Source organism: Streptomyces sp. JH002 (genome assembly GCF_050916115.1).
GTDB classification, from domain to species: domain Bacteria; phylum Actinomycetota; class Actinomycetes; order Streptomycetales; family Streptomycetaceae; genus Streptomyces; species Streptomyces xiamenensis.
In genome coordinates this window covers 2,738,179-2,759,842 of sequence record NZ_CP087989.1, presented here as the reverse complement: position 1 = coordinate 2,759,842, position 21,664 = coordinate 2,738,179, and the positions used below count along the sequence as shown (strand labels likewise).

Annotated in this window: 20 protein-coding genes; 14 read left to right on the top strand and 6 right to left on the bottom strand. The window is 73.1% G+C overall.

The genetic code is table 11. The annotated features are described in order from the left end of the window. The first annotated feature begins 55 nt into the window (after nucleotides 1-55). Complete coding sequence (locus H7827_RS12410) at nucleotides 56-1,408, top strand: sensor histidine kinase (RefSeq protein WP_432744982.1); 1,353 nt, start codon at nucleotides 56-58, stop codon at nucleotides 1,406-1,408. Nucleotides 1,409-1,993: 585 nt separating this feature from the next. Here H7827_RS12410 and phoU read toward each other — a convergent pair. Next, nucleotides 1,994-2,671: a phosphate signaling complex protein PhoU gene (phoU, locus tag H7827_RS12405; protein WP_030729634.1), complete on the bottom strand. Its 678-nt coding sequence runs from the start codon at nucleotides 2,669-2,671 to the stop codon at nucleotides 1,994-1,996. A 224-nt stretch (nucleotides 2,672-2,895) separates the two neighbouring features. Here phoU and H7827_RS12400 point away from each other — a divergent pair, with 224 nt between their 5' ends. Beyond that, nucleotides 2,896-4,215 carry a sensor histidine kinase gene (locus H7827_RS12400; protein ID WP_030729633.1) on the top strand — a complete coding sequence of 440 codons (1,320 nt, stop codon included), beginning with the start codon at nucleotides 2,896-2,898 and terminating at the stop codon, nucleotides 4,213-4,215. After that, nucleotides 4,212-4,892 (top strand): response regulator transcription factor, encoded by a 681-nt coding sequence (locus H7827_RS12395; protein ID WP_026047089.1) that lies wholly within the window; start codon nucleotides 4,212-4,214, stop codon nucleotides 4,890-4,892. Before H7827_RS12400 ends, H7827_RS12395 begins: the two co-directional genes overlap by 4 nt. Before the next feature lie 86 nt (nucleotides 4,893-4,978). On the opposite strand, the gene H7827_RS12390 is transcribed toward H7827_RS12395, so the two are convergent. Then, nucleotides 4,979-5,701: a DUF461 domain-containing protein gene (locus H7827_RS12390; protein ID WP_432744979.1), complete on the bottom strand. Its 723-nt coding sequence runs from the start codon at nucleotides 5,699-5,701 to the stop codon at nucleotides 4,979-4,981. 494 nt (nucleotides 5,702-6,195) lie between these two features. On the opposite strand from H7827_RS12390, the gene H7827_RS12385 reads away from it, so the two are divergent. The 10 genes from H7827_RS12385 (at nucleotide 6,196) to H7827_RS12340 (ending at nucleotide 17,099) form a co-directional block, all read left to right on the top strand. Continuing rightward, nucleotides 6,196-6,678 carry a CarD family transcriptional regulator gene (locus H7827_RS12385; RefSeq protein WP_030729628.1) on the top strand — a complete coding sequence of 161 codons (483 nt, stop codon included), beginning with the start codon at nucleotides 6,196-6,198 and terminating at the stop codon, nucleotides 6,676-6,678. Between the two features lie 273 nt (nucleotides 6,679-6,951). After that, nucleotides 6,952-7,719, top strand: a complete 768-nt coding sequence (gene ispD / locus H7827_RS12380; RefSeq protein ID WP_432744975.1) for a 2-C-methyl-D-erythritol 4-phosphate cytidylyltransferase — start codon at nucleotides 6,952-6,954, stop codon at nucleotides 7,717-7,719. Beyond that, nucleotides 7,709-8,215 (top strand): 2-C-methyl-D-erythritol 2,4-cyclodiphosphate synthase, encoded by a 507-nt coding sequence (gene ispF, locus H7827_RS12375; protein ID WP_386540085.1) that lies wholly within the window; start codon nucleotides 7,709-7,711, stop codon nucleotides 8,213-8,215. The genes ispD and ispF overlap by 11 nt, the downstream gene beginning before the upstream one ends. 91 nt (nucleotides 8,216-8,306) lie before the next feature. Further along, nucleotides 8,307-8,711, top strand: a complete 405-nt coding sequence (locus tag H7827_RS12370; RefSeq protein ID WP_030729619.1) for a PPOX class F420-dependent oxidoreductase — start codon at nucleotides 8,307-8,309, stop codon at nucleotides 8,709-8,711. 100 nt (nucleotides 8,712-8,811) lie between these two features. Next, a complete protein-coding gene (cysS, locus tag H7827_RS12365; RefSeq protein ID WP_432744972.1) occupies nucleotides 8,812-10,203 on the top strand; it encodes a cysteine--tRNA ligase in 1,392 nt (463 codons plus the stop codon). 83 nt (nucleotides 10,204-10,286) lie between these two features. Then, the gene (rlmB, locus tag H7827_RS12360; RefSeq protein ID WP_030729613.1) at nucleotides 10,287-11,225 is read left to right on the top strand and encodes a 23S rRNA (guanosine(2251)-2'-O)-methyltransferase RlmB; all 939 of its coding nucleotides are present in this window, start codon (nucleotides 10,287-10,289) and stop codon (nucleotides 11,223-11,225) included. A 148-nt stretch (nucleotides 11,226-11,373) separates the two neighbouring features. Next, nucleotides 11,374-12,909 carry a DoxX family protein gene (locus tag H7827_RS12355; RefSeq protein ID WP_432744969.1) on the top strand — a complete coding sequence of 512 codons (1,536 nt, stop codon included), beginning with the start codon at nucleotides 11,374-11,376 and terminating at the stop codon, nucleotides 12,907-12,909. A gap of 242 nt (nucleotides 12,910-13,151) precedes the next feature. Then, on the top strand, nucleotides 13,152-14,147 hold the full coding sequence (locus H7827_RS12350; protein ID WP_432744963.1) for an alpha/beta fold hydrolase: 996 nt from the start codon (nucleotides 13,152-13,154) through the stop codon (nucleotides 14,145-14,147). A 99-nt stretch (nucleotides 14,148-14,246) separates the two neighbouring features. Beyond that, a complete protein-coding gene (locus tag H7827_RS12345; RefSeq protein ID WP_432744961.1) occupies nucleotides 14,247-15,470 on the top strand; it encodes an AAA family ATPase in 1,224 nt (407 codons plus the stop codon). A 69-nt stretch (nucleotides 15,471-15,539) separates the two neighbouring features. Continuing rightward, nucleotides 15,540-17,099, top strand: coding sequence for a VWA domain-containing protein (locus H7827_RS12340; RefSeq protein WP_432744958.1), 1,560 nt, complete (start codon nucleotides 15,540-15,542; stop codon nucleotides 17,097-17,099). Nucleotides 17,100-17,170: 71 nt separating this feature from the next. On the opposite strand, the gene H7827_RS12335 is transcribed toward H7827_RS12340, so the two are convergent. After that, nucleotides 17,171-18,043: a ketopantoate reductase family protein gene (locus tag H7827_RS12335; protein WP_432744956.1), complete on the bottom strand. Its 873-nt coding sequence runs from the start codon at nucleotides 18,041-18,043 to the stop codon at nucleotides 17,171-17,173. Nucleotides 18,044-18,108: 65 nt separating this feature from the next. Here H7827_RS12335 and H7827_RS12330 point away from each other — a divergent pair, with 65 nt between their 5' ends. Beyond that, nucleotides 18,109-18,744 (top strand): TetR/AcrR family transcriptional regulator, encoded by a 636-nt coding sequence (locus H7827_RS12330; protein WP_432744954.1) that lies wholly within the window; start codon nucleotides 18,109-18,111, stop codon nucleotides 18,742-18,744. A gap of 165 nt (nucleotides 18,745-18,909) precedes the next feature. Here the strand turns inward: H7827_RS12330 and H7827_RS12325 are convergent, their stop codons facing one another. The 3 genes from H7827_RS12325 to H7827_RS12315 form a co-directional block, all read right to left on the bottom strand. Then, a complete protein-coding gene (locus H7827_RS12325) occupies nucleotides 18,910-20,181 on the bottom strand; it encodes a HEAT repeat domain-containing protein (protein WP_432744952.1) in 1,272 nt (423 codons plus the stop codon). A 103-nt stretch (nucleotides 20,182-20,284) separates the two neighbouring features. Next, nucleotides 20,285-21,013 carry a nucleotidyltransferase family protein gene (locus H7827_RS12320; RefSeq protein WP_030729595.1) on the bottom strand — a complete coding sequence of 243 codons (729 nt, stop codon included), beginning with the start codon at nucleotides 21,011-21,013 and terminating at the stop codon, nucleotides 20,285-20,287. A 62-nt stretch (nucleotides 21,014-21,075) separates the two neighbouring features. Further along, nucleotides 21,076-21,510 (bottom strand): hypothetical protein, encoded by a 435-nt coding sequence (locus tag H7827_RS12315; protein WP_386540102.1) that lies wholly within the window; start codon nucleotides 21,508-21,510, stop codon nucleotides 21,076-21,078. Between the last annotated feature and the right edge of the window lie 154 nt (nucleotides 21,511-21,664).

The window sequence follows — 21,664 nt, the reverse complement described above, 5'->3', positions numbered from 1 at the left end:
CACATTTGTACGAATGGGGGGTGGCCCGCGCCGCCGGTCGCCTACGCTCGATGACATGACCGAGACAGCGGCCGGCGTCAGCGGCCGGTTCACCCGGCCGCAGCGCTGGCTGCTCCCCGGCGATCTGCTGACCGAGCCGGCCGATCTCGCCGCCGCGGCTCCCGGCGCACCGGGCGGTGCCGTGCGCCTCCCGCAGCCCCGGCCCCCGCGCCGCACCCCGCGCGACTGGGCCGTGGACCTCACCCTCTTCGGCTGGTCGCTCGGCATGTGGGCGCTGATGGTCTTCGTGGTGCTGCCCACCCTCGAACACACCCCGGAGTGGATCCGGGCCATCGACGCGCCGCTCGGGCTGCTCGCCTGCGGCGCCCTGTGGGTCCGCCGCCGCCACCCGCTCGCCGTCGCGCTCCTCGTGGTCCCGGTCGGGGCGGTCTCGGCCAGTGCCTTCGGCGCCCTGGGCGTCGTCATGCTCAGCACGGCGCTGCGCCTGCCGACCCGGCGCGCGCTCGCCCTGCTCGCCGCCAACATCGCCGTCGCCATCCCCTACTTCATCTTCTGCTCCCTCCCCGAGGACAACAGCGGCTGGGGCGACATCTTCTTCAGCGTCGCCTACCTGCTCACGTTCTTCGCCTGGGGCGTCGCCACCCGCGCCCGCCGCCAACTGGTCGTGCGCCTGCGCCAGGACGCGGGGCGCGAACGTGCCGAACACGCCCGCCGGATGGCCGACGCCCGCCGCGCCGAGCGCGAGGCCATCGCCCGCGAGATGCACGACGTGCTGGCCCACCGCATCTCCCTGCTGTCCGTGCACGCCGGGGCGCTCGCGTACCGCACCTCGGGCGCCGCCGGGGCGCACGCCAAACCGCTCAGCGACGCCGAGGTGGGCGAGAGCGCCCAGGTCATCCGCGACAACGCCCACCAGGCCCTGGAGGAACTGCGCGAGGTGCTGACGGTGCTGCGCGGCACCGCGCCCGGCGCGCTCACCGAGGCGGGCGGCGGACGGCCGCAACCGCGGATCGCCGAGATCGGCGAACTGGTCGCCGAGGCCACCCGGGCGGGACAGCGCGTCGTCCTGGACCAGAAGTACGCGGAGGGCGCCACCGATGCCCTGCGCGACCAGGCGCAGCGCACCGTCTACCGGGTGGTGCAGGAAGGGCTCACCAACGCCCGCAAGCACGCGCCGGGCGCGCTGATCACGGTGACCCTGGTCGGCGCCGCGGGCCAGGGCCTGACCGTACGGATCCGCAACCCGCTGCCGGTGACCGCCGGGGCCGGGCGCGAACACATCCCCGGCGCGGGCGCCGGGCTGGCCGGCCTGGAGGAGCGCATCGCCCTGGACGGCGGCAGCCTGCTGCACGGCGCCACGAACGGGGCATTCGAACTGGTCGCCAAGCTCCCCTGGCCGGCGGCGTAGCCGAGCCCGCCCGGCGGGCCGCCGGGGTCGGATCCGTGCGGTGGACGACGTAATCCGTCACCGCACGGGCCCCGGACGGCGGCAGCCGGCCGCGTACGCCCCCGGCCGGGGGCTTTGCCCGCCCCGGCCCCCGCCGGGGCCCGGGCATGGCATGACCCCGGCGCGGAGCCCGGAGGAGACCGGGCCCCGCGCCGGGGTCATCGGTGCCGGCGCGGCGGCCGGGCCGCCGCTCAGCTGCGCGGCAGCGCCGTCAGCAGCCCCCGCACTTGCAGGAGCCGCCGTTCTGGCAGCCGCAGGAGCAGCCGGAGCCGCACGAACAGGCGGCGGTTGTCGGGGCAGTCGCGGGACGGTTCGCCATGAGATGCCTCCTGGGCAGCAGAATTCCTCCACACACACCCGTGCCCCTCCATGGGAAACCCGCCGCCGCCCGCCCGTCAACGGGGCGCACAGGGGCGCAATCGGGAGCGCCCCCGCCCGCCCCTCACGGCCTCGCGCCCTGCCGTGCCCGGCCGCGCCCTGCCGGGCCCGGCCGCGCCCTGCCGTGCCCGGCCGCGCCCTGCCGTGCCCGGCCGCGCCCTGCCGGGCTCAGGCCGTCTCGGGCTCCGGCTCCGGCGCGAACTCGTCCGCGTGCTCACCCGTCACCAGATACACCACACGCCGCGCGATCGACACCGCGTGATCGGCGAACCGCTCGTAGTAGCGGCCCAGCAGCGTCACATCCACCGCCGTCTCCACCCCGTGCTGCCAGCGGTCGTCCATCAGGTGCCGGAACAGCGTCCGGTGCAGGGTGTCCATCTCGTCGTCGTCCTGCTCCAGCTGCATCGCCAGCTCGACGTCCTTGGTGATCAGCACCTCGGTCGCCTTCGCCATCAGCCGCTGCGCGAGCTGGCCCATCTCCAGGATGGTCGCCGTCAGATCCCGCGGCACCGCCGAGTCGGGGAACCGCAGCCTGGCCACCTTCGCCACGTGCTCTGCGAGGTCCCCGCACCGCTCCAGGTCCGCGCTCATCCGCAGCGAGGTCACCACGATCCGCAGATCCGTGGCCACCGGCTGCTGCCGCGCCAGCAGCGCGATCGCGCCGTTCTCCAGGTCCCGCTGCATGTCGTCGATGCGGTCGTCCGCGTCGATCACGCTCTCGGCGAGCTTCAGATCGGCGTCCAGCATCGCCGTGGTGGCCCGCCCGATGGCCGAGCCCACCAGCCGCGCCATTTCGACCAGCGTGTCACTGATCGCGTCCAGTTCCTCGTGATAAGCGTCACGCATGAGTGATCGTCCTCCCTCGGACGGAAGCCCGAGCCGTCGTGTACGGGTGTACGTACCTAGCTGCTGCCTGTTGTCCTGCCTTGCCACACTCCGCCCGCAAGACGGCGGATCCCGCCCCGCAGAGTGAACCCGAGCTGTCACGAAGGTGAACACTCGCGGGACTGCCGACGAGCATCTTCATCCATGCCTGTGGTTCACGGTCAAGCCCCGCATAACCTGAGGATATGGACGTGAACGCGGCGGTGGCCGCAGTGGCCGCGATCGCCGGGCTCAGCACCGGCGTCATCGCCATGCTGGCCTTCCGCATCAGTGAGCGCGAGCGTACGCGCCCACCCCGCGGTGCCCACCCCGCTCCCGACGCCGCCACCCTGCCACCGGGCGTGGACACGGTGCTGTCCGTCCTGCGCTCCTCCGCGGTCGTCCTGGACGAGTCCGACGCCGTCCTCAAGGCCAGCTCCGCCGCGTACGCGCTGGGGCTGGTGCGCGGCGGCCGGCTCACCGTGGAGCCCATGCTCGCGATGGCCCGGCAGACCCGCAGGGACGGCGAGATCCGGCAGGCCGAGCTGGACCTGCCGCAGCGCGCGGGCAAGGGCCTGGGCCGTACCGACGTGCTCGCGGTCTCCGCCCGCTCCGCGCCGCTGGGCTCCCGCCTGGTGCTGCTGCTGGTCGAGGACCTCACCGAGGCCCGCCGCATCGAGGCGGTGCGCCGCGACTTCGTCGCCAACGTCAGCCACGAGCTGAAGACCCCGGCCGGCGCGCTGTCCCTGCTCTCCGAGGCCGTCCTCGACGCCGCCGACGACCCCGAGGCGGTCACCCGCTTCGCGGGCCGGATGCAGCACGAGGCCACCCGGCTCACCAACCTCGTCCAGGAGCTCATCGACCTCTCCCGGGTGCAGGACGACGACCCGCTCACCCACGCCGAGCTGGTGCCCGTCGACGAACTGGTCACCGAGGCCATGGACCGCTGCCGCCAGCAGGCCGGCAACAAGTGGATCACCATGGCCTCCGGCGGCACCGCCGGGCTCGCGGTCTGGGGCAACCGTGGCAAGCTGGCCGCCGCGCTCGGCAACCTCGTCGAGAACGCCGTCAACTACAGCCCGCCTCACACCCGGGTCGCCATCGCCGGTGCCCGCAACCGGACCCGGCAGGGGGATCTGATCGAGATCTCCGTGACCGACCAGGGCATCGGCATCCCCGACAGCGACAAGGAGCGCGTCTTCGAACGCTTCTACCGGGTGGACCCGGCCCGCTCCCGCGCCACCGGGGGTACCGGCCTGGGGCTCTCGATCGTCAAACACGTGGCCGCCTCGCACGGCGGGGAGGTCCTGGTGTGGAGCGCTGAAGGACAGGGCTCCACCTTCACCCTGCGGCTGCCCGAACCGGGCAGCGCACAAGAACGCCAGCAGGCCCGTACGGCCGCCCGCGAGGGCGCCGGCGGACTGTCCGGCAGTCTGCACGAACCGGCAGAGTTCCCCGCTCCCGCGGCGGAAGGCGAGCCGGCGGCCACCCGCACCAACGATCCTGCCCGGGAGGCACTCCCGTGACCCGAGTGCTCGTCGTCGAGGACGAGGAGTCGTTCAGCGACGCCTTGTCGTACATGCTCCGCAAGGAAGGCTTCGAGGTCGCCACCGCGGCCACGGGCCCCGATGGGCTGGATGAGTTCGAGCGCAACGGCGCCGACCTGGTCCTGCTCGACCTCATGCTGCCGGGGCTGCCCGGCACGGAGGTCTGCCGCCAGCTGCGCGGCCGCTCCAATGTCCCGGTGATCATGGTGACCGCCAAGGACAGCGAGATCGACAAGGTCGTCGGCCTCGAAATAGGAGCCGATGACTACGTCACCAAGCCGTTCTCCTCGCGCGAGCTGGTGGCGCGCATCCGCGCGGTGCTGCGCCGGCGCGGCGAGTCGGAGGAGGAGAGCCCGGCCGCCCTGGAGGCGGGCCCGGTCCGGATGGATGTCGACCGCCACGTGGTGACGGTCGACGGCCGCAAGGTGGATCTCCCGCTCAAGGAGTTCGACCTGCTGGCGATGCTGCTGCGCAACGCCGGGCGGGTGCTCACCCGGATGCAGCTGATCGACCGTGTCTGGGGCGCCGACTACGTCGGGGACACCAAGACGCTGGACGTGCACGTCAAGCGGCTGCGGGCGAAGATCGAGCCGGACCCGGGCGCCCCGCGCTATCTGGTGACGGTGCGCGGCCTGGGCTACAAGTTCGAGCCGTAGGCGGCGGCGTCGTACGACGCGCATACACACGGCGGCGGGGCGCCCCATCCGGGGGCGCCCCGCCGCCGTGTGTGCGTGCAGGCCGGCTACGGGGTGGTGAGGCCGGCGCCGTCCTCGTTCTCGACGCCGGAGCCCGGGGCGCCCGCGTCGGTGCCGGTGTCACCCTCGGCCCCCGCGTCGGCCGCGTCGCCCTCGGTGCCGTCCGTCGCGCCCTCATCGGTCTGCTCCGTGTCGGCGTCGGAGTCGGCGTCGCCTTCGGCTTCGCCCTCCTCGTCCGCCGGGACGGCCGGCGGGGTCGGGCCCCAGTCCGCGTAGTAGGTCCAGTTCTCGGAGGCCGGCACCACGGTGGCGGCCAGCTCGATCGCCCCGGTCTCGCTCAGCAGGAAGACCAGCTGCTGGGCGTTGCCCAGCGCGATCTGCGCGGCGGCCGGGTCGGCGATGAACGCCGAGGGGTTGCCCTCGCCGCCCAGCGCGACGGAGCCGCGCGCCGGAACCACGACCTGGCTCTCGTTCCCGGCGGGGGTCAGCTCGACCACCACGCCCGAGCCGGGCAGGGTGATGGACTCCAGCACCTGCTCGGTGGTGCTCTCGTTGAAGATCCGCGCGCTGATGCCGGCCGGGCCATCGGTCCCGTCGGGCAGGATCACATTGACGTTCTGGACCTTGATGGCGTCGACCTGCGCGGCTGCGTTGTCGGGCTTGATCTTCTGTGTCTCCGCCTCGAAGCCCGCCCCACAGGCGCTGAGCGCCAGGACGGTCGAAAACGCGAAGACGGCGGCGACGGCGCCGCGTCGAAGGCTGCTGCTCACGGCGGCGGCATCTCCTCGGACGAACCTCGGCGGACCGGCCAGGTCGCCCGGTCCGGTTGATCGAAATCAGCGGCCCAAGCCTACCGACCCCTCTCCCGCCGCCCTCACCCGCCCCGCCCATGGGCCGTGACCACCTGCGGGAGTGAATCCGGTCATGATCCAGGTATGAATGTGAAGGGGGATCACGGGAGTGTTACGGGAGAATGTGCTGATCAATTCTTCGACGCACGAGACTGTGCCCGAACGCTTTCTTCCAACTGTGACAAAACGGACACCTTTCCGGGTCTTCGCGAAGTTCTTTCCGTATCGGGGCGCATTGTTCAAGGGGCGCGAAACCCCGCTCCCACCTGCGGATACCCGCCCCAGCGCACCTCCCGAAGCATGCCGAAGCCGCGCTTGTCAACCCCCGAGATATGGCCTGACCTGCGAAAACGTCATTCAGAAGGGTGCTGGGCCGTGTTACCCTGGAAAGCCACGGAAGGGGTACCTGTCACATGACGTTCAAGGTTGGCGACACCGTGGTCTATCCCCATCACGGGGCCGCGTTGATCGAGGCTATCGAAACGCGCCAGATTAAAGGCGTGGACAAGCTCTACTTGGTTCTGAAGGTCGCCCAGGGCGACCTCGAAGTGCGCGTACCGGCGGACAATGCCGAACTCGTCGGCGTGCGCGATGTCGTGGGGCAGGAAGGTCTGGACCGGGTCTTCGAGGTGCTGCGTGCGCCGTATGCCGAAGAACCCACCAACTGGTCCCGCCGCTACAAGGCGAATCTGGAGAAACTCGCCTCCGGTGACGTCATCAAGGTCGCCGAGGTCGTACGTGACCTGTGGCGTCGTGAGCGTGAGCGCGGACTCTCCGCCGGTGAGAAGCGCATGCTGGCCAAGGCCCGGCAGATCCTCGTCAGCGAGCTCGCGCTCGCCGAGAGCACCAACGAGGACAAGGCCGAAAGCCTGCTCGACGAGGTCCTCGCGTCCTGACCGTCACCCCAGGCCGTACCCCCTGAATTCTCGGACCGCCGGATATCACGGATCTCTCCGGCCGGCCCGGAAACAAGGGCTCGCTTGCCCCAGCGCCCGAAGGCAGTCGCCCTGCCCAACGGGCGCTGCGGCATGTACGGATCGTTCCCCAAGCGGTGTGCCGGGCCTGCCACTGACTCGACCGGCATGTCACGGAAGGGGCCGATCGGGTCATGCCCGGCACGCTGTGGCCATACCCACTCCCACCCTGGAAACAAACCTCTCACGGTGCCAATGTCAGACATCGCCCCTGTCCCCGGCGTCCCCCACACGGCCGTCATCATCCCCGCGGCAGGCCGAGGCGTACGGCTCGGGCCCGGGATTCCCAAGGCCCTGCGCCTGCTGAACGGGGTGCCGATCCTCGTGCACGCCGTGCGCGCCATGGCCGCCGCCCGCTCCGTGGCCACCGTGATCGTGGTGGCCCCCTCCGATGGCGCCGAGGGCGTACGCGCCCTGCTCGACGAGCATCCGCCCCCGCGCCCCGTCCACGTCCAGGTGGTGCCCGGCGGGGAGACCCGCCAGGAGTCGGTACGGCTCGGCCTCGCCGCGCTGCCCGCCGACGCCGATGTGGTGCTGGTCCACGACGCCGCCCGCCCGCTGGTCCCGGTGGACACCGTGGAGGCGGTCGCCGCCGCCGTCCGCGCCGGGGCCCCCGCCGTGGTGCCCGCACTGCCGGTCACCGACACCATCAAGCAGATCGCCGCCCCCGGGCCCGGGGGAGGTGTCCCCGAGCCGGTCACCGGCACCCCGGACCGTGCGCTGCTGCGCGCCGTCCAGACCCCGCAGGGCTTCGCCCCCGACGCGCTGCTGGACGCCCACGAGCGGTTCGCCGGGCTCGGGGGAGCCGAGGGCGCCAGCGACGACGCCGGGATGGTCGAGCGCCTCGGCCTGCCGGTGGTGCTGGTCCCCGGGCACGAGGAGGCGTTCAAGGTCACCCGTCCGCTCGATCTCGTCCTCGCCGAGGCCGTGCTCGCCCGCAGAAGGATCACCGATGGCTACTGACCTCCCCCGGCCCGCGGCGGCGCTCCTGCCGCGGGTCGGCATCGGCACCGATGTGCACCCCTTCGAGGAGGGTCGCGAGCTGTGGTGCGCCGGGCTGCACTGGCCCGGCGCCGGCGCGGGTCTGGCCGGCGACTCGGACGGTGACGTCGCCGCGCACGCCGCCTGCGACGCGCTGTTCTCCGCCGCCGGCGTCGGGGACCTCGGCGCGCACTTCGGCACCGGCCGTCCCGAGTGGGCCGGCGCCTCCGGGGTGCGGCTGCTGGGCGAGGCGGCCCGCATCGTCCGCGCCGAGGGCTTCACCATCGGCAATGTCGCCGTCCAGGTGATCGGCGTCCGGCCCAAGATCGGCACCCGGCGCGCGGAGGCACAGCGCGCGCTGTCGGACGCCATCGGAGCGCCGGTGTCCGTCTCCGGGACGACCACGGACGGGCTCGGCCTCACCGGGCGCGCCGAGGGCCTGGCGGCGATCGCCACGGCGCTGCTCTTCACCCGCTGATGCCCTCTCCCGGCCCCGTCCGGGACTACGGTGGACGCTGCTTGAACTGTTCTGTCTCCCAGTAACTCCCGTATCAGGCAAAGGAGCCAGCGTGTCAGCGGAACTCTCCGACAAGCTCAAGGAAATCCTCGACGGCCCGGTGTTCGTCACCATCGCCACCATCCAGCCCGACGGCAGCCCCCAGTTGTCGCCGGTGTGGGTCGCCCGGGACGGCGACGACGTCCTGATCTCCACCACCGTCGGACGGCAGAAGGAGAAGAACCTGCGGCGCGACCCCCGGGTCACGGTCCAGGTGCAGCCGTTCGACAACCCGTACACGTACGCCGAGATCCGGGGCACCGCCACCCTCACCACCGAGGGCGGCCAGGAGCTGATCGACCAGCTCTCCCAGAAGTACACCGGCAAGCCGTACGCCGAGTTCAACCCCTCCTCGGCCGATGACGCCGAGCGCGTGGTGGTCCGGGTGGCCGCCCGCAAGGTCGTCGGCCGGGTCTGAGCGGGGCGCGGGCCCCGGGCCCGCCACCGCCCCGTAACGATCCCCCCTCGCCCCGCGCCGACCGGCGCGGGGCGTGCCACGCGCCTACTACTCTGGACGCGTGACTCTTCGCCTGTACGACACCGACACCCGGCAGATCCGTGAATTCACCCCGCTCGTCCCCGGGTGCGTCTCGATCTACCTGTGTGGCGCCACCGTGCAGGCGGCACCGCACATCGGGCACATCCGCTCGGGCCTCAACTTCGACATCATGCGCCGCTGGTTCGCCCACCGCGGCTACGACGTCACCTTCGTCCGCAATGTGACGGACATCGACGACAAGATCATCGCCAAGAGCGCCGACACGGGTGTGCCGTGGTGGGCCATCGGCTACGCCAACGAGCGCGCGTTCAACGACGCCTACGACGCGCTGGGCTGCCTGCCGCCCACCTACGAGCCGCGCGCCACCGGCCACATCCCGGAGATGACCGAGATGATGCGGGTGCTGATCGCCAAGGGCCACGCCTACGCGGCGGACGGCAACGTCTACTTCGACGTGCGCAGCTTCCCCGGCTACCTCGGGCTCTCCAACCAGGACCTCGACCAGCTGCTCCAGCCCTCGGGCGAGGGCGAGACCGGCAAGCGCGACCCGCGCGACTTCGCCATGTGGAAGGCCGCCAAGCCCGGCGAGCCCAGCTGGGAGAGCCCCTGGGGCCCGGGCCGCCCCGGCTGGCACCTGGAGTGCTCGGCGATGGCGCACAAGTACCTCGGCTCCGCCTTCGACATCCACGGCGGCGGCATCGACCTGGTCTTCCCGCACCACGAGAACGAGATCGCCCAGTCCCAGGCGTTCGGCGACGCGTTCGCCGCATACTGGGTGCACAACGCCTGGGTGACGATGAGCGGCGAGAAGATGAGCAAATCGCTCGGCAACTCGGTGCTCGCCTCTCAGATGCTCAAGCGCTGGCGCCCCATCGTGCTGCGCTACTACCTGGGCACCCCGCACTACCGCTCGACCATCGAGTACAGCGAGGCCGCGCTGGCGGAGGCGGACGCCGCCTTCTCCCGGATCGAGGGCTTCCTGCACCGCGCCACCGAGCGGACCGGCGACGTCCTCCCGGCCGCGGCCGTACCGGCGGAGTTCGCCGCCGCGATGGACGAGGACCTGGGCGTGCCGCAGGCCATGGCCGCCGTGCACACCACGGTGCGGCAGGGCAACGCGGCGCTGGCCGAGGGTGACAAGGAGTCGGCGGCTTCGCTGGCCGGGCAGGTCCGTGCGATGCTGGGTGTGCTGGGCATGGATCCGCTGGATTCCGGGTGGCACGGCGGCGGCGACCGGGGCGAGGAGCTGACCGGCATCGTCGACTCGCTGGTGCGGCTGGTCCTCGCGCAGCGCACGGCGGCGCGCGAACGCAAGGACTACGGCACCGCGGACGCGATCCGCGACGAGCTGGGCGCCGCCGGGCTCGTCATCGAGGACACGCCCAACGGACCCCGGTGGGAGCTGGGCTGAGCGCGCCGGCGCCCGGCCCGTCCAGGCTTCCGAGACCCCTCGGGGGCTCCGACCACCACGCAGTATTCGAGGAAACGTAACCCATGGCAGGCAATCCCAACCGCCGCACGTCCAACAAGAAGGGCGCCCAGGTCGGCAGCGGCGGCCAGCGCCGCCGCGCCCTGAAGGGCAAGGGCCCGACCCCGCCCGCCGAGATGCGCAAGGGGCACGCCAAGCAGCGCGCCGCGCAGCTCAAGGCCCGCAAGCAGTCCAACAAGCCGGCCCAGGCCAGGCGCCGCCCCTCCTCCGAGATGGTGGTGGGGCGCAACCCGGTGCTGGAGGCGCTGCTCGGCGGGGTCCCCGCGACCACGCTGTACGTGCAGCAGTTCATCGACAGTGACGACCGCGTCACCGACGCGGTGAAGGCCGCCATGGAGCGCGGCGGCATCCACCTGATGGAGGCGCCGCGCGCCGAGCTGGACCGGATGACGAACGGGCTCAACCACCAGGGCCTGGTGCTCCAGGTGCCGGCGTACGAGTACGCGCACCCGGACGACCTGCCGGCCGGCGCGGCCGACCGCCGGGAGCAGCCGCTGATCGTGGCGCTGGACGGGGTGACCGACCCGCGGAACCTGGGCGCGGTCGTCCGTTCGGTGACGGCGTTCGGCGGGCACGGTGTGGTCGTGCCGGAGCGGCGCGCGGCCGGGATGAGCGCCGGGGCGTGGAAGACGTCGGCCGGCACGGCGGCGCGTACGCCGGTGGCCCGCGCCACCAATCTGACCCGGGCGCTCCAGGCGTACCAGAAGGCCGGCATCCAGGTCGTCGGCCTCGCGGCGGACGGCGAGGCGGAGCTGGGCGACCTCGATGTGCTGGACGGTCCTGTGGTGATCGTCATCGGCAGCGAGGGCAAGGGCATGTCGCGGCTGGTGAGCGAGGTGTGCGACGTACGGGTACGGATTCCGATGCCCGGCACCGCGGAGTCGCTCAACGCCGGTGTGGCGGCCGGGATCGTGCTGTACGAGGCGTCCCGCGCACGGAGCTGAGCTCTCGCGGGCGCCTCACGGACACCTCGCGGACACCCCCATCACCCGTTGCGGGCGGGGCACTTGAGGGGTGTCCCGCGGGTGCTTGACGGGTCGCGGACACTTCGTCGGGTCAAGGCAGTGTCTTAAACCTCTGTCACTCGGTTAGATGAGTGTGGACACCAGAACACACCGCCCACCCGCTGGGGGGACGCCGCGCGGTTTCTTCGAGGAGGAGCAACCGCTGCTCTCCACGGTGAAGGTGCCGTGCGATCCCGCACAAGTCATCGTGAACCACGCGAGTTTCCGGGTGGATCTCCCGGTCTCGCACCCGCTGGGCGGGCGCCGCCCCGTCGTGCTGGCCGGAGCGGGCGGGGCGGGGGGCCCGGACATGAGCGCGCTGCTGGCGACCGCCGTTCGCGCCGCGCCCGCGCGCACGGCGCTGCGGCCGGAGCCGGACGGGGTCTCCACCCAGGTGCTGCCCCGGCTGGAACCCGCCGTGCTCGGCGCGGTGCCGGTGCCCCGCCGGACCGCCGAGGACACCCGGCTGCTGCCGCCGGTCAGGGAGCCGCAGGCGTTCGGCGCCGGTGCGGGTGCCGCGGGCAGCGGCCCGGGCGCGGCGGGGCAGGACGACAGGGCGGTCACGGTCGGACGCGGAGCCGACAACCGGCAGGCGTACAAGCCCGACCGCCGGCTGGACCTGGGCGTGGTGCTGCTGCCGCTGCGCTTCCTGCTGGGCTTCCTGGCCATCTCGGCCGGGATGGGCAAGATCACCGACCCGGTGTACTTCGACGGCGGCGAGCGCGGCTCGATGGTCACCTGGCTCGGCTCCCTGGAGCCGTGGGCGGTGGCCGCGCCCCTGCACAGCTGGGCGCTCAACCACCCGGTGGCCGCCGGGCTCACGGTCGCCTTCATCCAGATCGTGGTCGGCGTCCTGACGATCTTCGGTCTGTGGCAGCGCTGCGCGGCGGCCTTCGGCGCGGCCCTGTCGCTGGCGCTGCTGGTGACCGTCGCCTGGCGCAGCGGCCCCGTCTACGACGCCCCCGACCTCATCCTGCTGGCCGCCTGGAGCCCGCTGATCATCGCGGGCGCCCCCGTGTACTCGCTGGACGCGCGGCTGGCCGGCGAGGCGTGGCGCACGCTGGGCCCGCGCGCCCCGCTGAGCGAACTGCGGCGCAGGGTGCTGCGGCGCGGCGCGGTGCTGGCCACCGTGCTGGTCGGTCTCGCGCTGCTGATCGGTTCGATGCTGGGCGGCGCGGTGCGGTCCTCGCAGATCGCGCGCCTGCCCGAGCCGGGCGAGCCGCCGCGCAACCACCTGCCGGGCCAGCCCCTCGACATCGAGGAGGAGGCCGAGGAGGCGGGCGAGGAGACGGCGGGGGAGACCGAGCCGAGCGCGGGCGTCGGCGGCGACGAGGAGACGTCCACGGCGCCGGGCGAGGACGCCCCGGCCCCCGGGGAGTCGGCCGAGGAGCCGCAGGAGACTGCGGACGAGGACCAGCCGCGCAGCGAGCAGACGGTCCCCGCCCCGCAGCAGCCGGCCGCCCCGCCGGCCGCGCCGCCCGCCCAGAACAACACCCCCGAGCAGATCCCGACCCCGGGTGGCGACGGCGGTGAACCATCGGCCGAGTCGGACAACGGTCCGGCCGATGAGGGGGGTGATGGCAATCGCAGCAGCCTGGATCCGATCGGAGGGCTGCTCGGTTAGGTGGTGTCCTGGGCAGCGGCGGCTGACCCTCTGACCCGCCCGAACACCGGGCATGCCGATCACCCGGCCCCCGCGGCGCGTCCTTCGCGCCGCGGGGGCCGTGGCGTTTGCCGGAACGGCAAGCCCTCTTGGGCGGCGGCCCCGGCCGTCGCAGGATGAGGACCACATCCGGTGCACCGTGTCCACGGACGCACATGGACGCGCGCACGTCGTCGTCGCCGGTACGCAGGAGGCCACCACCCATGCCCGAGCAGCAGCCCGTTCACCCCACCGTTCACCACCCGGTGCACCGCGTCCTGGAAGTCCCCGGCGGCCGGATCCACTGCGTGGAGCAGGGCAGCGGCCCGCTGGTCCTGCTGGTGCACGGCTTCCCCGAGTCCTGGTACTCCTGGCGCCACCAGCTGCCCGCGCTCGCCGACGCCGGATACCGGGCGGTCGCCATCGACGTACGGGGCTACGGCCGTTCCTCCGCGCCCGCCGGGGTGGACGCGTACCGCATGCTCGCCCATGTCGCCGACAACACCGGGGTGGTGGCCGCGCTCGGCGAGCGCACCGCCGTCATCGTCGGCCACGACTGGGGGTCGCGGATCGCCGCCGACTCGGCGCTGCTGCGCCCCGACGTGTTCACCGCCGTCGGCATGCTCAGCGTGGCGTACAGCCCGCACGGCGGGCCGCGCCCCAGCGAGGTGTTCGCGTCGATGGGCGGCGAGGAGGAGTTCTACGTCAGCTACTTCCAGCGTCCCGGGCGGGCGGAGGCGGAGATCGAACCGGACGTCCGGGCCTGGCTGGCCGGTGCGTACACCGGGCTGAGCGGGGAGGAGAACCACGGCGGACTGTTCTTCGTGCCGCCCGGCGCGCGGATGGCCGACCGGTTCCCGGCCGGACCGCTGCCCGCGTGGCTGAGCGAGGCCGATCTCGACGTCTTCGCGGGCGAGTTCGAGCGCACCGGGTTCACCGGGGCGCTCAACCGCTACCGCAACATGGACCGCGACTGGGAGGACCTGGCCGCCTGGCGCGGAATGCCGATCACCCAGCCGTCGCTGTTCATCGGCGGCGCGGCGGACGCGTCCACCACCTGGCTCTCCGACGCCATCGACGCCTTCCCCACCACCCTGCCCGGCCTGGTCTCCTCCCATCTGCTGCCGGACACCGGTCACTGGGTGCAGCAGGAACAGCCCGAGCGCGTCAGCGGATTGCTGGTGGACTGGCTGCGTACGGTCGCCCCCGTCCCGGGCTAACGGGAGTCCAGCCCACGGTCCGACCCGCCCGGCGGGAGCGTATGTTGAGACGCGACCGGTGATCGGTGGGGGCATCGCGGCCCGCGGGTGAGGAGTGGCATGGTCGCGCAGGAGACGTACGACGCGCAGGAGACGGCCCGGCGGCTGCGGGCGATCAGCGGCGAGTTGTCGGACCGGTTCTACGAGCGGGACGACGTGGTGCGCACGCTGCTGGTCACCCTGCTGGCCGGGCAGCACTCGCTGGTGCTCGGCCCGCCGGGGACGGCCAAGTCCGAGCTGGCCAGGGAACTGACGGGCCGGTTCGAGGGGGCGGCCTACTGGGAGATCCTGCTGTCGAAGTTCACCGCCCCGACCCGGATGTTCGGCCCCATCGATGTCGCGGCGCTGGCCAGGGGCGAGTACCGGCAGGTGTACGACGGGCGGGCCACCACCGCGCACGTCGCGTTCATCGACGAGATCTTCAAGTGCTCGACGGCCGCGCTGAACGAGACGCTCGGCTACCTCAACGAGCGGATCTACCACCCCGAGAGCGGCGGCGAGCCGATCCGCTGCCCCCTCATCGGGGCCATCACGGCGAGCAACGAGCTGCCGGACGGCGAGGATTCGGCCGCCATCTACGACCGGCTGCTGGTACGGATCGAGGTCGGCTACCTGGAGGACCCCTCCAACTTCGCCGCGCTCGTGCGCTCCGCCGTCCACCGCCCGGCCCCGCCGGAACGCACCACGGTCACGCTGGACGCGCTGCGGCAGGCGGTGACCGGGGGCGTGCCGACCGTGGAGGTCCCCGACGCGATCGTGGACGCGGTGTGCACGCTGCGGGCCGCCCTGCGCCGCAGGGAACTCATCGCCTCCGACCGGCGCTGGCGGCAGGCGGTGGGCCTGCTCCAGGCGTCCGCGTACCTGGACGGGCGCCCGGCGGTGGCCGAGACCGATCTGTCGGTGCTGACGCATGTGCTGTGGGACTCGCCCGCCCAGCGCCCGGCGGTCGAACGCGAAGTGCTGCACCTGGTCAACCCGGACGCCAAGGAGGCGCTCGACCTGGCCGACGCCATCGAGGAGTTGGAGGCCCAGCTCGACGCGATGGCCGGGCAGTCCCGGGAGGCGCTGAGCGAATGGGTCATCAAGAAGGCCCACAACAAGCTGGCGATGGCGGGGAAGCGGCTGGCGGAACTGCGCGCCGAGGCGGCGGGCGCGGGCCGTTCCACCGCCGCCATCGACCGCGTCACCGGCCGGCAGCGTGCGGTGCGCGCCCGGGTGCTGACCGAGGCGCTCGGCATGGACGCGAGCATGGTGCAGGCCCAGCTGTCGTCCTCGCGGGCGTAGCAGCACGGGCCGGGGGCGGGCGGTGGCGTTCCCGCCGCCGGAAACACACGGACACCAGGGGGTGGCAACGTGGTCGGGACGCCGGGCGGGCGGCCGGACGCTCTCGCGTCCGCCGCCGTGATCGCGGACCGGTTCGACCGGATCACCTGGCGCGACACCTACGAGCAGTCGGCCGGGCTGCGTGAGCTGGCCGGGGAACTGGGCGCGCGCCACGACGGCGCCGCCGACCTGCTGACGGATGTCTTCCTGGCCGCGTACAACGTCCGGCCGAAGCTGCGCGCGGGTGTAGAGATGGACCCCACCCGGCTGGTCAACCACGAGATCGTCGCGGGGCTGCTGGAATCGCCCGGCTTCGCCGAACTGCACCGGGAGACGGCGGGGGACCCGTACGCCGCCGCCATGGCGGTGCTCGCCCAGGGCGCCGCGTTGCGCGGGATGCTGGAGGGCGCCCGCGAGGCGCAAGGGCGGGCGGAACAGGCGGAGCGGGCCCGGCAGAACGCCGAGGACGCGGCTCAGGCGTCGGCCGCCGACGAGGCGGCGGGACCGGACGAGTCGGACGAGTCGGACGAGGGCGCTGAGCCGGGCGCCGCGCCCGAGCGGGACCCGGGAGCGGCACGCCGGGCCGCCGAGGCGGCGCGGGACGCCGCCGCGCAGGCGCTCGCCACGGCCTCCCCCGGTGTCCGGGCCGCCGCCCGCGCCGCGTCGGCCCGGGCGGCCCGGGCCGTACGGGAGGAGGCCGCGCTGATGCGCGCCTGGGGAGTCGGCGCGGGCGAGCTGGAGCGGATGCCCTTCGAGCGGCGGGCCCGGCTCGCCGAGCGGCTGCGCACCGGACGGCTCGCCCAGTGGGCCGAGCTGATCGGGCGCTTCCGGCAGATGGCCGCCGGGGAGCGGGCCCGGAAGGTGGAGAAGGCAACCGGCGAACTGATCGGGGTCACCCTCGGCGATGATCTGTCCCGGGTCATCCCCTCCGAGCTGGCCAACCTCGGCCTGCCCGGACTGCGTGCGGCGTTCGCCGCCCGCTACGCTGCCGGGGAACTGATGCTCTACGACAGCCGGGGGGAGCGGACCACCGGGCGCGGCGCGATCATCGCCTGTGTGGACACCTCGCACTCCATGTACGTGGCGGGGCCGGGCGGTGTCACCCGTGAGGCGTGGTCCAAGGCGTGTGCCCTGGCCCTGCTGGACCAGGCCCGCCGTGCCGGGCGGGACTTCGTCGGCATCCTGTTCTCCTCGGCCGACCGGCTCCGGGTCTTCCGCTTCCCGGCGGGCGAACCCGCCGGGCTCGACCGGACCTTGGACTTCGCGGAGAGCTTCCTCGGCGGCGGCACGAGCTACCAGGCGCCGCTGACCAGGGCCGGCGGACTGCTGGAGGAGGAGTTCAACGACGCGGCCCGCTCGCGCGGCGACATCGTCCTGATCACCGACGACGAGTGCGGCGTCACCGAGGAGTGGACGCGCGGCTGGAACGAGGCCAAACAGCGCCTGGGCTTCCGGCTCTTCGGCGTGGCCGTCGGCGCCCCGCGCGCGGCCGGATCCGGCTCGGTCCTGGAAGCCCTGTGCGACAACCTCCGTTCCATCGAGGACCTGACCGAAGTCCAAGGCGCGGCCGACCTGTTCCGGGTGATCTGACCCGGGGGCGATGAGCCGGCGGAGGCGCCGCGCACGCGGCCGCGGCGCGGCCGGGGGGCCACGGCCGCCGCTTACCCGGCCTTGGCCCGGGCCCGCATCTGTGCCACCTGCCGTTCGAGTTCGGCCGCCGTCGTGGGGGAGACGTCGCTCAGCCCGCTGTGCACGGCCGCCGGGCTGCGCAGGAAGCGCCGCACCAGGGCCACGAGCAGCCCTTCCGGCAGGGTTCGCAGTGCGGCGAACGCGCGGGGGACCGGCGGGGTCGGCAGGGCCGCCAGGTTCTGCCGTATGAGGCGGAGCATGCCGCGGATCGCCTCGGGATCCTCGGCCAGCGCCACCGGGCCGCCCGCCGCGTGCGCCGCCTGCCCGAGGGGTACTTCGAACGCGGCGTGTGTCGTGAGCCAGGCATCCATCCGCGGCTCGGCCTTGGCCTTGATCCCGGCGGTGCGGAACTCCCGGACGATCCGTTCCAGTCGCGGGGTGGTCCGGCCGTCGGGTTCGCCGATCGGCATCGGGACCCGGCTGGTCAGGAAGGTGGTCGCGCGATAGCGGACGATGTCGCCGTCCATCGTGCCGCCCATTGCCGGGAAGCCGAGCAGTACGCGCTCGTGGCCGATCGCCGCGCCCAGCGGCTCCGCGCCACCCGCCCAGTTGTGCAGGAACAGCACGTCGCCCTCGAGGCCGGCGAGTGACTCCAGCACCGCGTCAACCTGATGGGCGCGGACGATGACGGCGGTCAGGTCGTACGCACCGGCCGGGTGCTCGACCACCGGTACGGGTACCCGCCTGACGGCGGGGCTGTCCGCCTCGGCGAGCTGCACGCCGTGCCGGCGCAGGGAGGCCAGACGCTCGCCCCGGGCGAGGAGCGAGACATCGAGCCCGGCCTCATGCAGGCGGGCGGCGAACAGGCTGCCGCAGACCCCGGCGCCGTACACGAGCAGTTTCATGGCAACCTCTCCCACACCATTGAGTCAAACGTTCGTTTAAATCGAACGTCTGTAGAGTACGGTACATGGCGCCACCCGATACCCGGACCAAGATCCTCGACGCGGCCGAACGCCTCTTCGCCGAGCACGGCTACCGCGGCACCTCGGTCCGCGCGATCACCGACCTCGCCGGGGCGAACCTGGCCGCCGTCGGCTATCACTTCGGCTCGAAGGCGGAACTCCTGGCCGAGGTCGCCCGCCGCGTGACCGCGCCCATCATCGCCGCCCAGAGCGCCGGGCTCGACGCACTACTCGCCCGGACCCCGGACCCGTCGGTCGCCGAACTGGTCGAGGTGTTCGCGGGGCCGCTCTTCGACGAGATGCCCGCCGGCGATGAGAGCGGAGCGCGGACGTCCCGGCTGATCGTGACGATCCTCAGCGACCCGGCCGAGGAGGCGCGCAGCTGGACCGGGCCGGACGAGAACATGGTCGGCGAGCGTTACCTGGCGGCTTTCGCGCGCGCCCTGCCCGGCCTGGCCCCGCAGGAGCTGTTCTTCCGGATCCGGGGGATCTTCGCCGTGACGGCCGTGGACCGCGTCGAGGTCTACAACCGGCCCACCCCCGCCTGCCCGGCGGAGCCGGCGGGCGAGGAGGCCCGGCGCTGGGCGATCACGTTCCTGACGGCGGCACTGAGCGCGCCTCCCACCCGGGCCGGGCGATAAGCCGGATGTGTCCTACCGGCGTGTGACGCGTCGCGGCGACGGCGGGCCGGGTGCGAGCGCCGCGCTCCAAAGACCGTCCGCCGCCCCGTCGTCGGAGGACCGTCGACGACAGACGGCCGGCGCGACCGATGAACCCCGTACCGTCCGGAAGCGCCCGGCGGGCCGTCAGGCGGCCTCTTCGCGGGCGAGGTAGCCGGCCAGCCGGTCCGGCCGGCCGGGCAGTCCGTAGCAGGCGATCAGGTGGCCGACGTTGCCGAACTGGCGGTTCTCCGTGCGCCAGCAGCCCGGGTTGTCGGCCAGCAGCCCGGCCAGCCGCCGCTGCCGGTCCGTCAGCTCACCGGCCGGTGTGCCCGGGCGTATCGCTCCGTCGGGGAAGGCCAGGGCCAGCGCCGCGTCCAGTACGGGCAGGATCGGTGGGCCGGACAGGCGCGGCAGTTGGCCGAGCAGCCCGTCGAAGGTGGCCGCGTCCGTGGCGGGATCGCCGAGCGCGCGCAGGGACTGGGCGGCGTACCCGCGTACGTTCCCGTCGAGGAACGGTATGTCGGGGTGCCGGCCGCCGTACCCGCCGCCGTCCCGGGCGAGCCAGGCCCTCAGTTCGCCGATCGCCCGCTCCCCGGCGGCCGGCCCGCGCAGCCGGGCCAGCGCCGTCGCGGCACCCCACCGCACCACCTCCGGTGCGTCCCCGGAGAGGGCGGACTCCAGCGCCCCTGCCACCGCCGCGTCGTACGGGGCGCCGAGCAGCCCGAGCCCGGTGAGGGCGATCGCGGCCGTGGGGCCGTCCTTCCCGGCCGCCGCCGCGATCAGTACGGGGACGGACTGCGCCGCGTCCTCGGGGAACCAGGCCAGCAGATAAGCGGCGGCCCGGCGTATCTCCGGCGGCTCGTGCTCCGCCGTCAGCTCACGGACGGCCGGCAGCCCGGCCCGTACCGCGTCGTAGGCCGCCAGCGCCACGTGGGCGCCGAGCCGGTTCTGGTCGGCCTCCGACAGGGACGCCTCGTAGAAGTACCGGGCCGGACCGTCGTCCTCCCAGCCCTCGTCCCCGCCCTCCCGCGGGCGGTCGGCCAGCTCGAACGCGTGGGCCGTCGCCGCCAGTTCCGCGCCGCCGCGCGCGGCCCGCCGCAGCTCGGCCACCGGGAAGCCCTCCGGGACGAACGGGTCGTCGTACCCGATGGCCAGCGCCGCCAGCAGCCACAGCACACCGTCGCGTTCGGGCGTGCCCGGATCGGTGGCCAGCGCCAGCAGGAACGGCACGGCGGGCACGCTGGCCTCGTACCGGGTGCCCTGGTGGAAGATGTTCCCGTACAGCGCGCTCAGCGCCGCTTGCCGCTCCTCGGGCTCGGCGGAGGACAGTGACCGGAGCTGCCCCGGCACATCACCGGCGTATCCGTACGCGTGCGTGAGCCGGCCCCAGCCGGTCTCGTCCAGTCGTTCCAGCATGGTTGCCAGCGTGCCAGCCGGGTCTGACAACGACGGCGGGCCGCACAGGCGGGAGACCGGCCGTGGGCCGTGCGCCGACCGGTCCCGTTCCACGCCGCGTCCGTCAGCCGCGCCCCTCGCGGGCGTCCAGTTCGCGGGCGGCCTCCCGCAGGTCCTTCACGGTGTCGATCGCCCGCCAGAACGTGCCCTGCGGCAGGTCGAAGCCCGCCAATCGCCGCGCGCGGGCCAGCCGCGGGAAGGTGGTGCGCTCGTGGTCGCCCCGGTCCGGCAGCAGCGCCGTGAACTCGGGGGCGAAGACATAGATGCCCGCGTTGACCAGGTACGGGGAGGGCGGGGCCTCGATGAAGTCCAGGACGTGCCCGAACTCGTCGGTCTCCACCACCCCCCACGGGATGCGCGGCCTGGCCAGCGCCAGCGTCGCCGTCGCGTCCCGCTCCGCGTGGAAGGCGGCCATGTCGCGCAGCGAGAAGCTGGTCCAGATGTCCCCGTTGGTCGCGTACCACGCCTCCTCGGGGCGGGGCAGCGCGGTCGCCGCGTACTTCAGCCCGCCGCCGCGGCCCAGGGGTTCGGTCTCCACGACCGTGGAGACCCGCAGCGGGAGATCCGCCTTCTCCAGCCATTCCTGGAGCACCTCGGCGAGATGGCCGCAGGAGATGACGGCGTCGGTGACGCCCTCGGCGGCGAGCCAGCTCAGCTGGTGCCCGATGATCGGCACCCCCGTACCGGGGATCTCCACCATCGCCTTGGGCCGGTCGTCGGTATAGGGCCGCAGCCGGGATCCCTGGCCGCCGGCCAGGACCACCGCCTGCGTGGGCTGCGGGGCAACAGTCATGCTCCGCAGCCTACGGGATGCCTCGCGCACCGCTCCGGGCGTCCTGGAACCGGGGCGTCTCCTCAGCTGAACTCCATGACACCGGTGGCGAACGACGTGTCGCACACCGGGCGGGCGTGCTGCTGGGCACGCAGCGCGCTGCCGTACTTCTCCACCGCGGCCCGGCCCAGCGCGCGGGCGATGTCCATGCAGTGCTCGGCGAGGGTCGGCTCGCGGTCGACGGCCTCCTGGAGGGCGGTGAGCGCGACGCCTGGGTCCTCCTGGCGCAGGGTGGTGATCAGCTGCTCCTGGAGCACGGCCTCCGGGGCTGTCACGTCCTGGGGCGCTGCGTCCGGCGAGGTCCTGGCGTCGGCCTCGGCGGAGGCGGGCAGCAGCAGCGCCTCGGACGGGGTGGAGGCCCACGGCACCTTGGTGATGGCCAGGGTTCCGGAGAGCACCAGGACAACGGGAAGGACAATGGCGAGACTTCTGCCGATGCGGCGAACAGCCAGATTCACTGGTGGTGTCTTCCTCGCGAGTCGACGGATGGATTGAACGGGCCATGCGATCGTAGCGAGGAGTAGCGGTTTGATGGCAGCTGGTCACTCTCAAGAGTGACCGTGTTTTTCCGTTTTCGAATTTCTCCTTGACGCGCAAAGGGCCGCGCATCCG

Coding starts and splice junctions, on each gene's coding strand:
- H7827_RS12325 (WP_432744952.1), bottom strand. CDS start 20,181: ATGCTGGAACGACTGGACGAGACCGGCTGGGGCCGGCTCACGCACGCG.
- H7827_RS12400 (WP_030729633.1), top strand. CDS start 2,896: ATGGACGTGAACGCGGCGGTGGCCGCAGTGGCCGCGATCGCCGGGCTC.
- H7827_RS12345 (WP_432744961.1), top strand. CDS start 14,247: ATGGTCGCGCAGGAGACGTACGACGCGCAGGAGACGGCCCGGCGGCTG.
- H7827_RS12330 (WP_432744954.1), top strand. CDS start 18,109: ATGGCGCCACCCGATACCCGGACCAAGATCCTCGACGCGGCCGAACGC.
- H7827_RS12385 (WP_030729628.1), top strand. CDS start 6,196: ATGACGTTCAAGGTTGGCGACACCGTGGTCTATCCCCATCACGGGGCC.
- H7827_RS12320 (WP_030729595.1), bottom strand. CDS start 21,013: ATGACTGTTGCCCCGCAGCCCACGCAGGCGGTGGTCCTGGCCGGCGGC.
- H7827_RS12355 (WP_432744969.1), top strand. CDS start 11,374: ATGAGTGTGGACACCAGAACACACCGCCCACCCGCTGGGGGGACGCCG.
- H7827_RS12350 (WP_432744963.1), top strand. CDS start 13,152: ATGCCCGAGCAGCAGCCCGTTCACCCCACCGTTCACCACCCGGTGCAC.
- ispF (WP_386540085.1), top strand. CDS start 7,709: ATGGCTACTGACCTCCCCCGGCCCGCGGCGGCGCTCCTGCCGCGGGTC.
- ispD (WP_432744975.1), top strand. CDS start 6,952: ATGTCAGACATCGCCCCTGTCCCCGGCGTCCCCCACACGGCCGTCATC.
- rlmB (WP_030729613.1), top strand. CDS start 10,287: ATGGCAGGCAATCCCAACCGCCGCACGTCCAACAAGAAGGGCGCCCAG.
- H7827_RS12335 (WP_432744956.1), bottom strand. CDS start 18,043: ATGAAACTGCTCGTGTACGGCGCCGGGGTCTGCGGCAGCCTGTTCGCC.
- H7827_RS12410 (WP_432744982.1), top strand. CDS start 56: ATGACCGAGACAGCGGCCGGCGTCAGCGGCCGGTTCACCCGGCCGCAG.
- phoU (WP_030729634.1), bottom strand. CDS start 2,671: ATGCGTGACGCTTATCACGAGGAACTGGACGCGATCAGTGACACGCTG.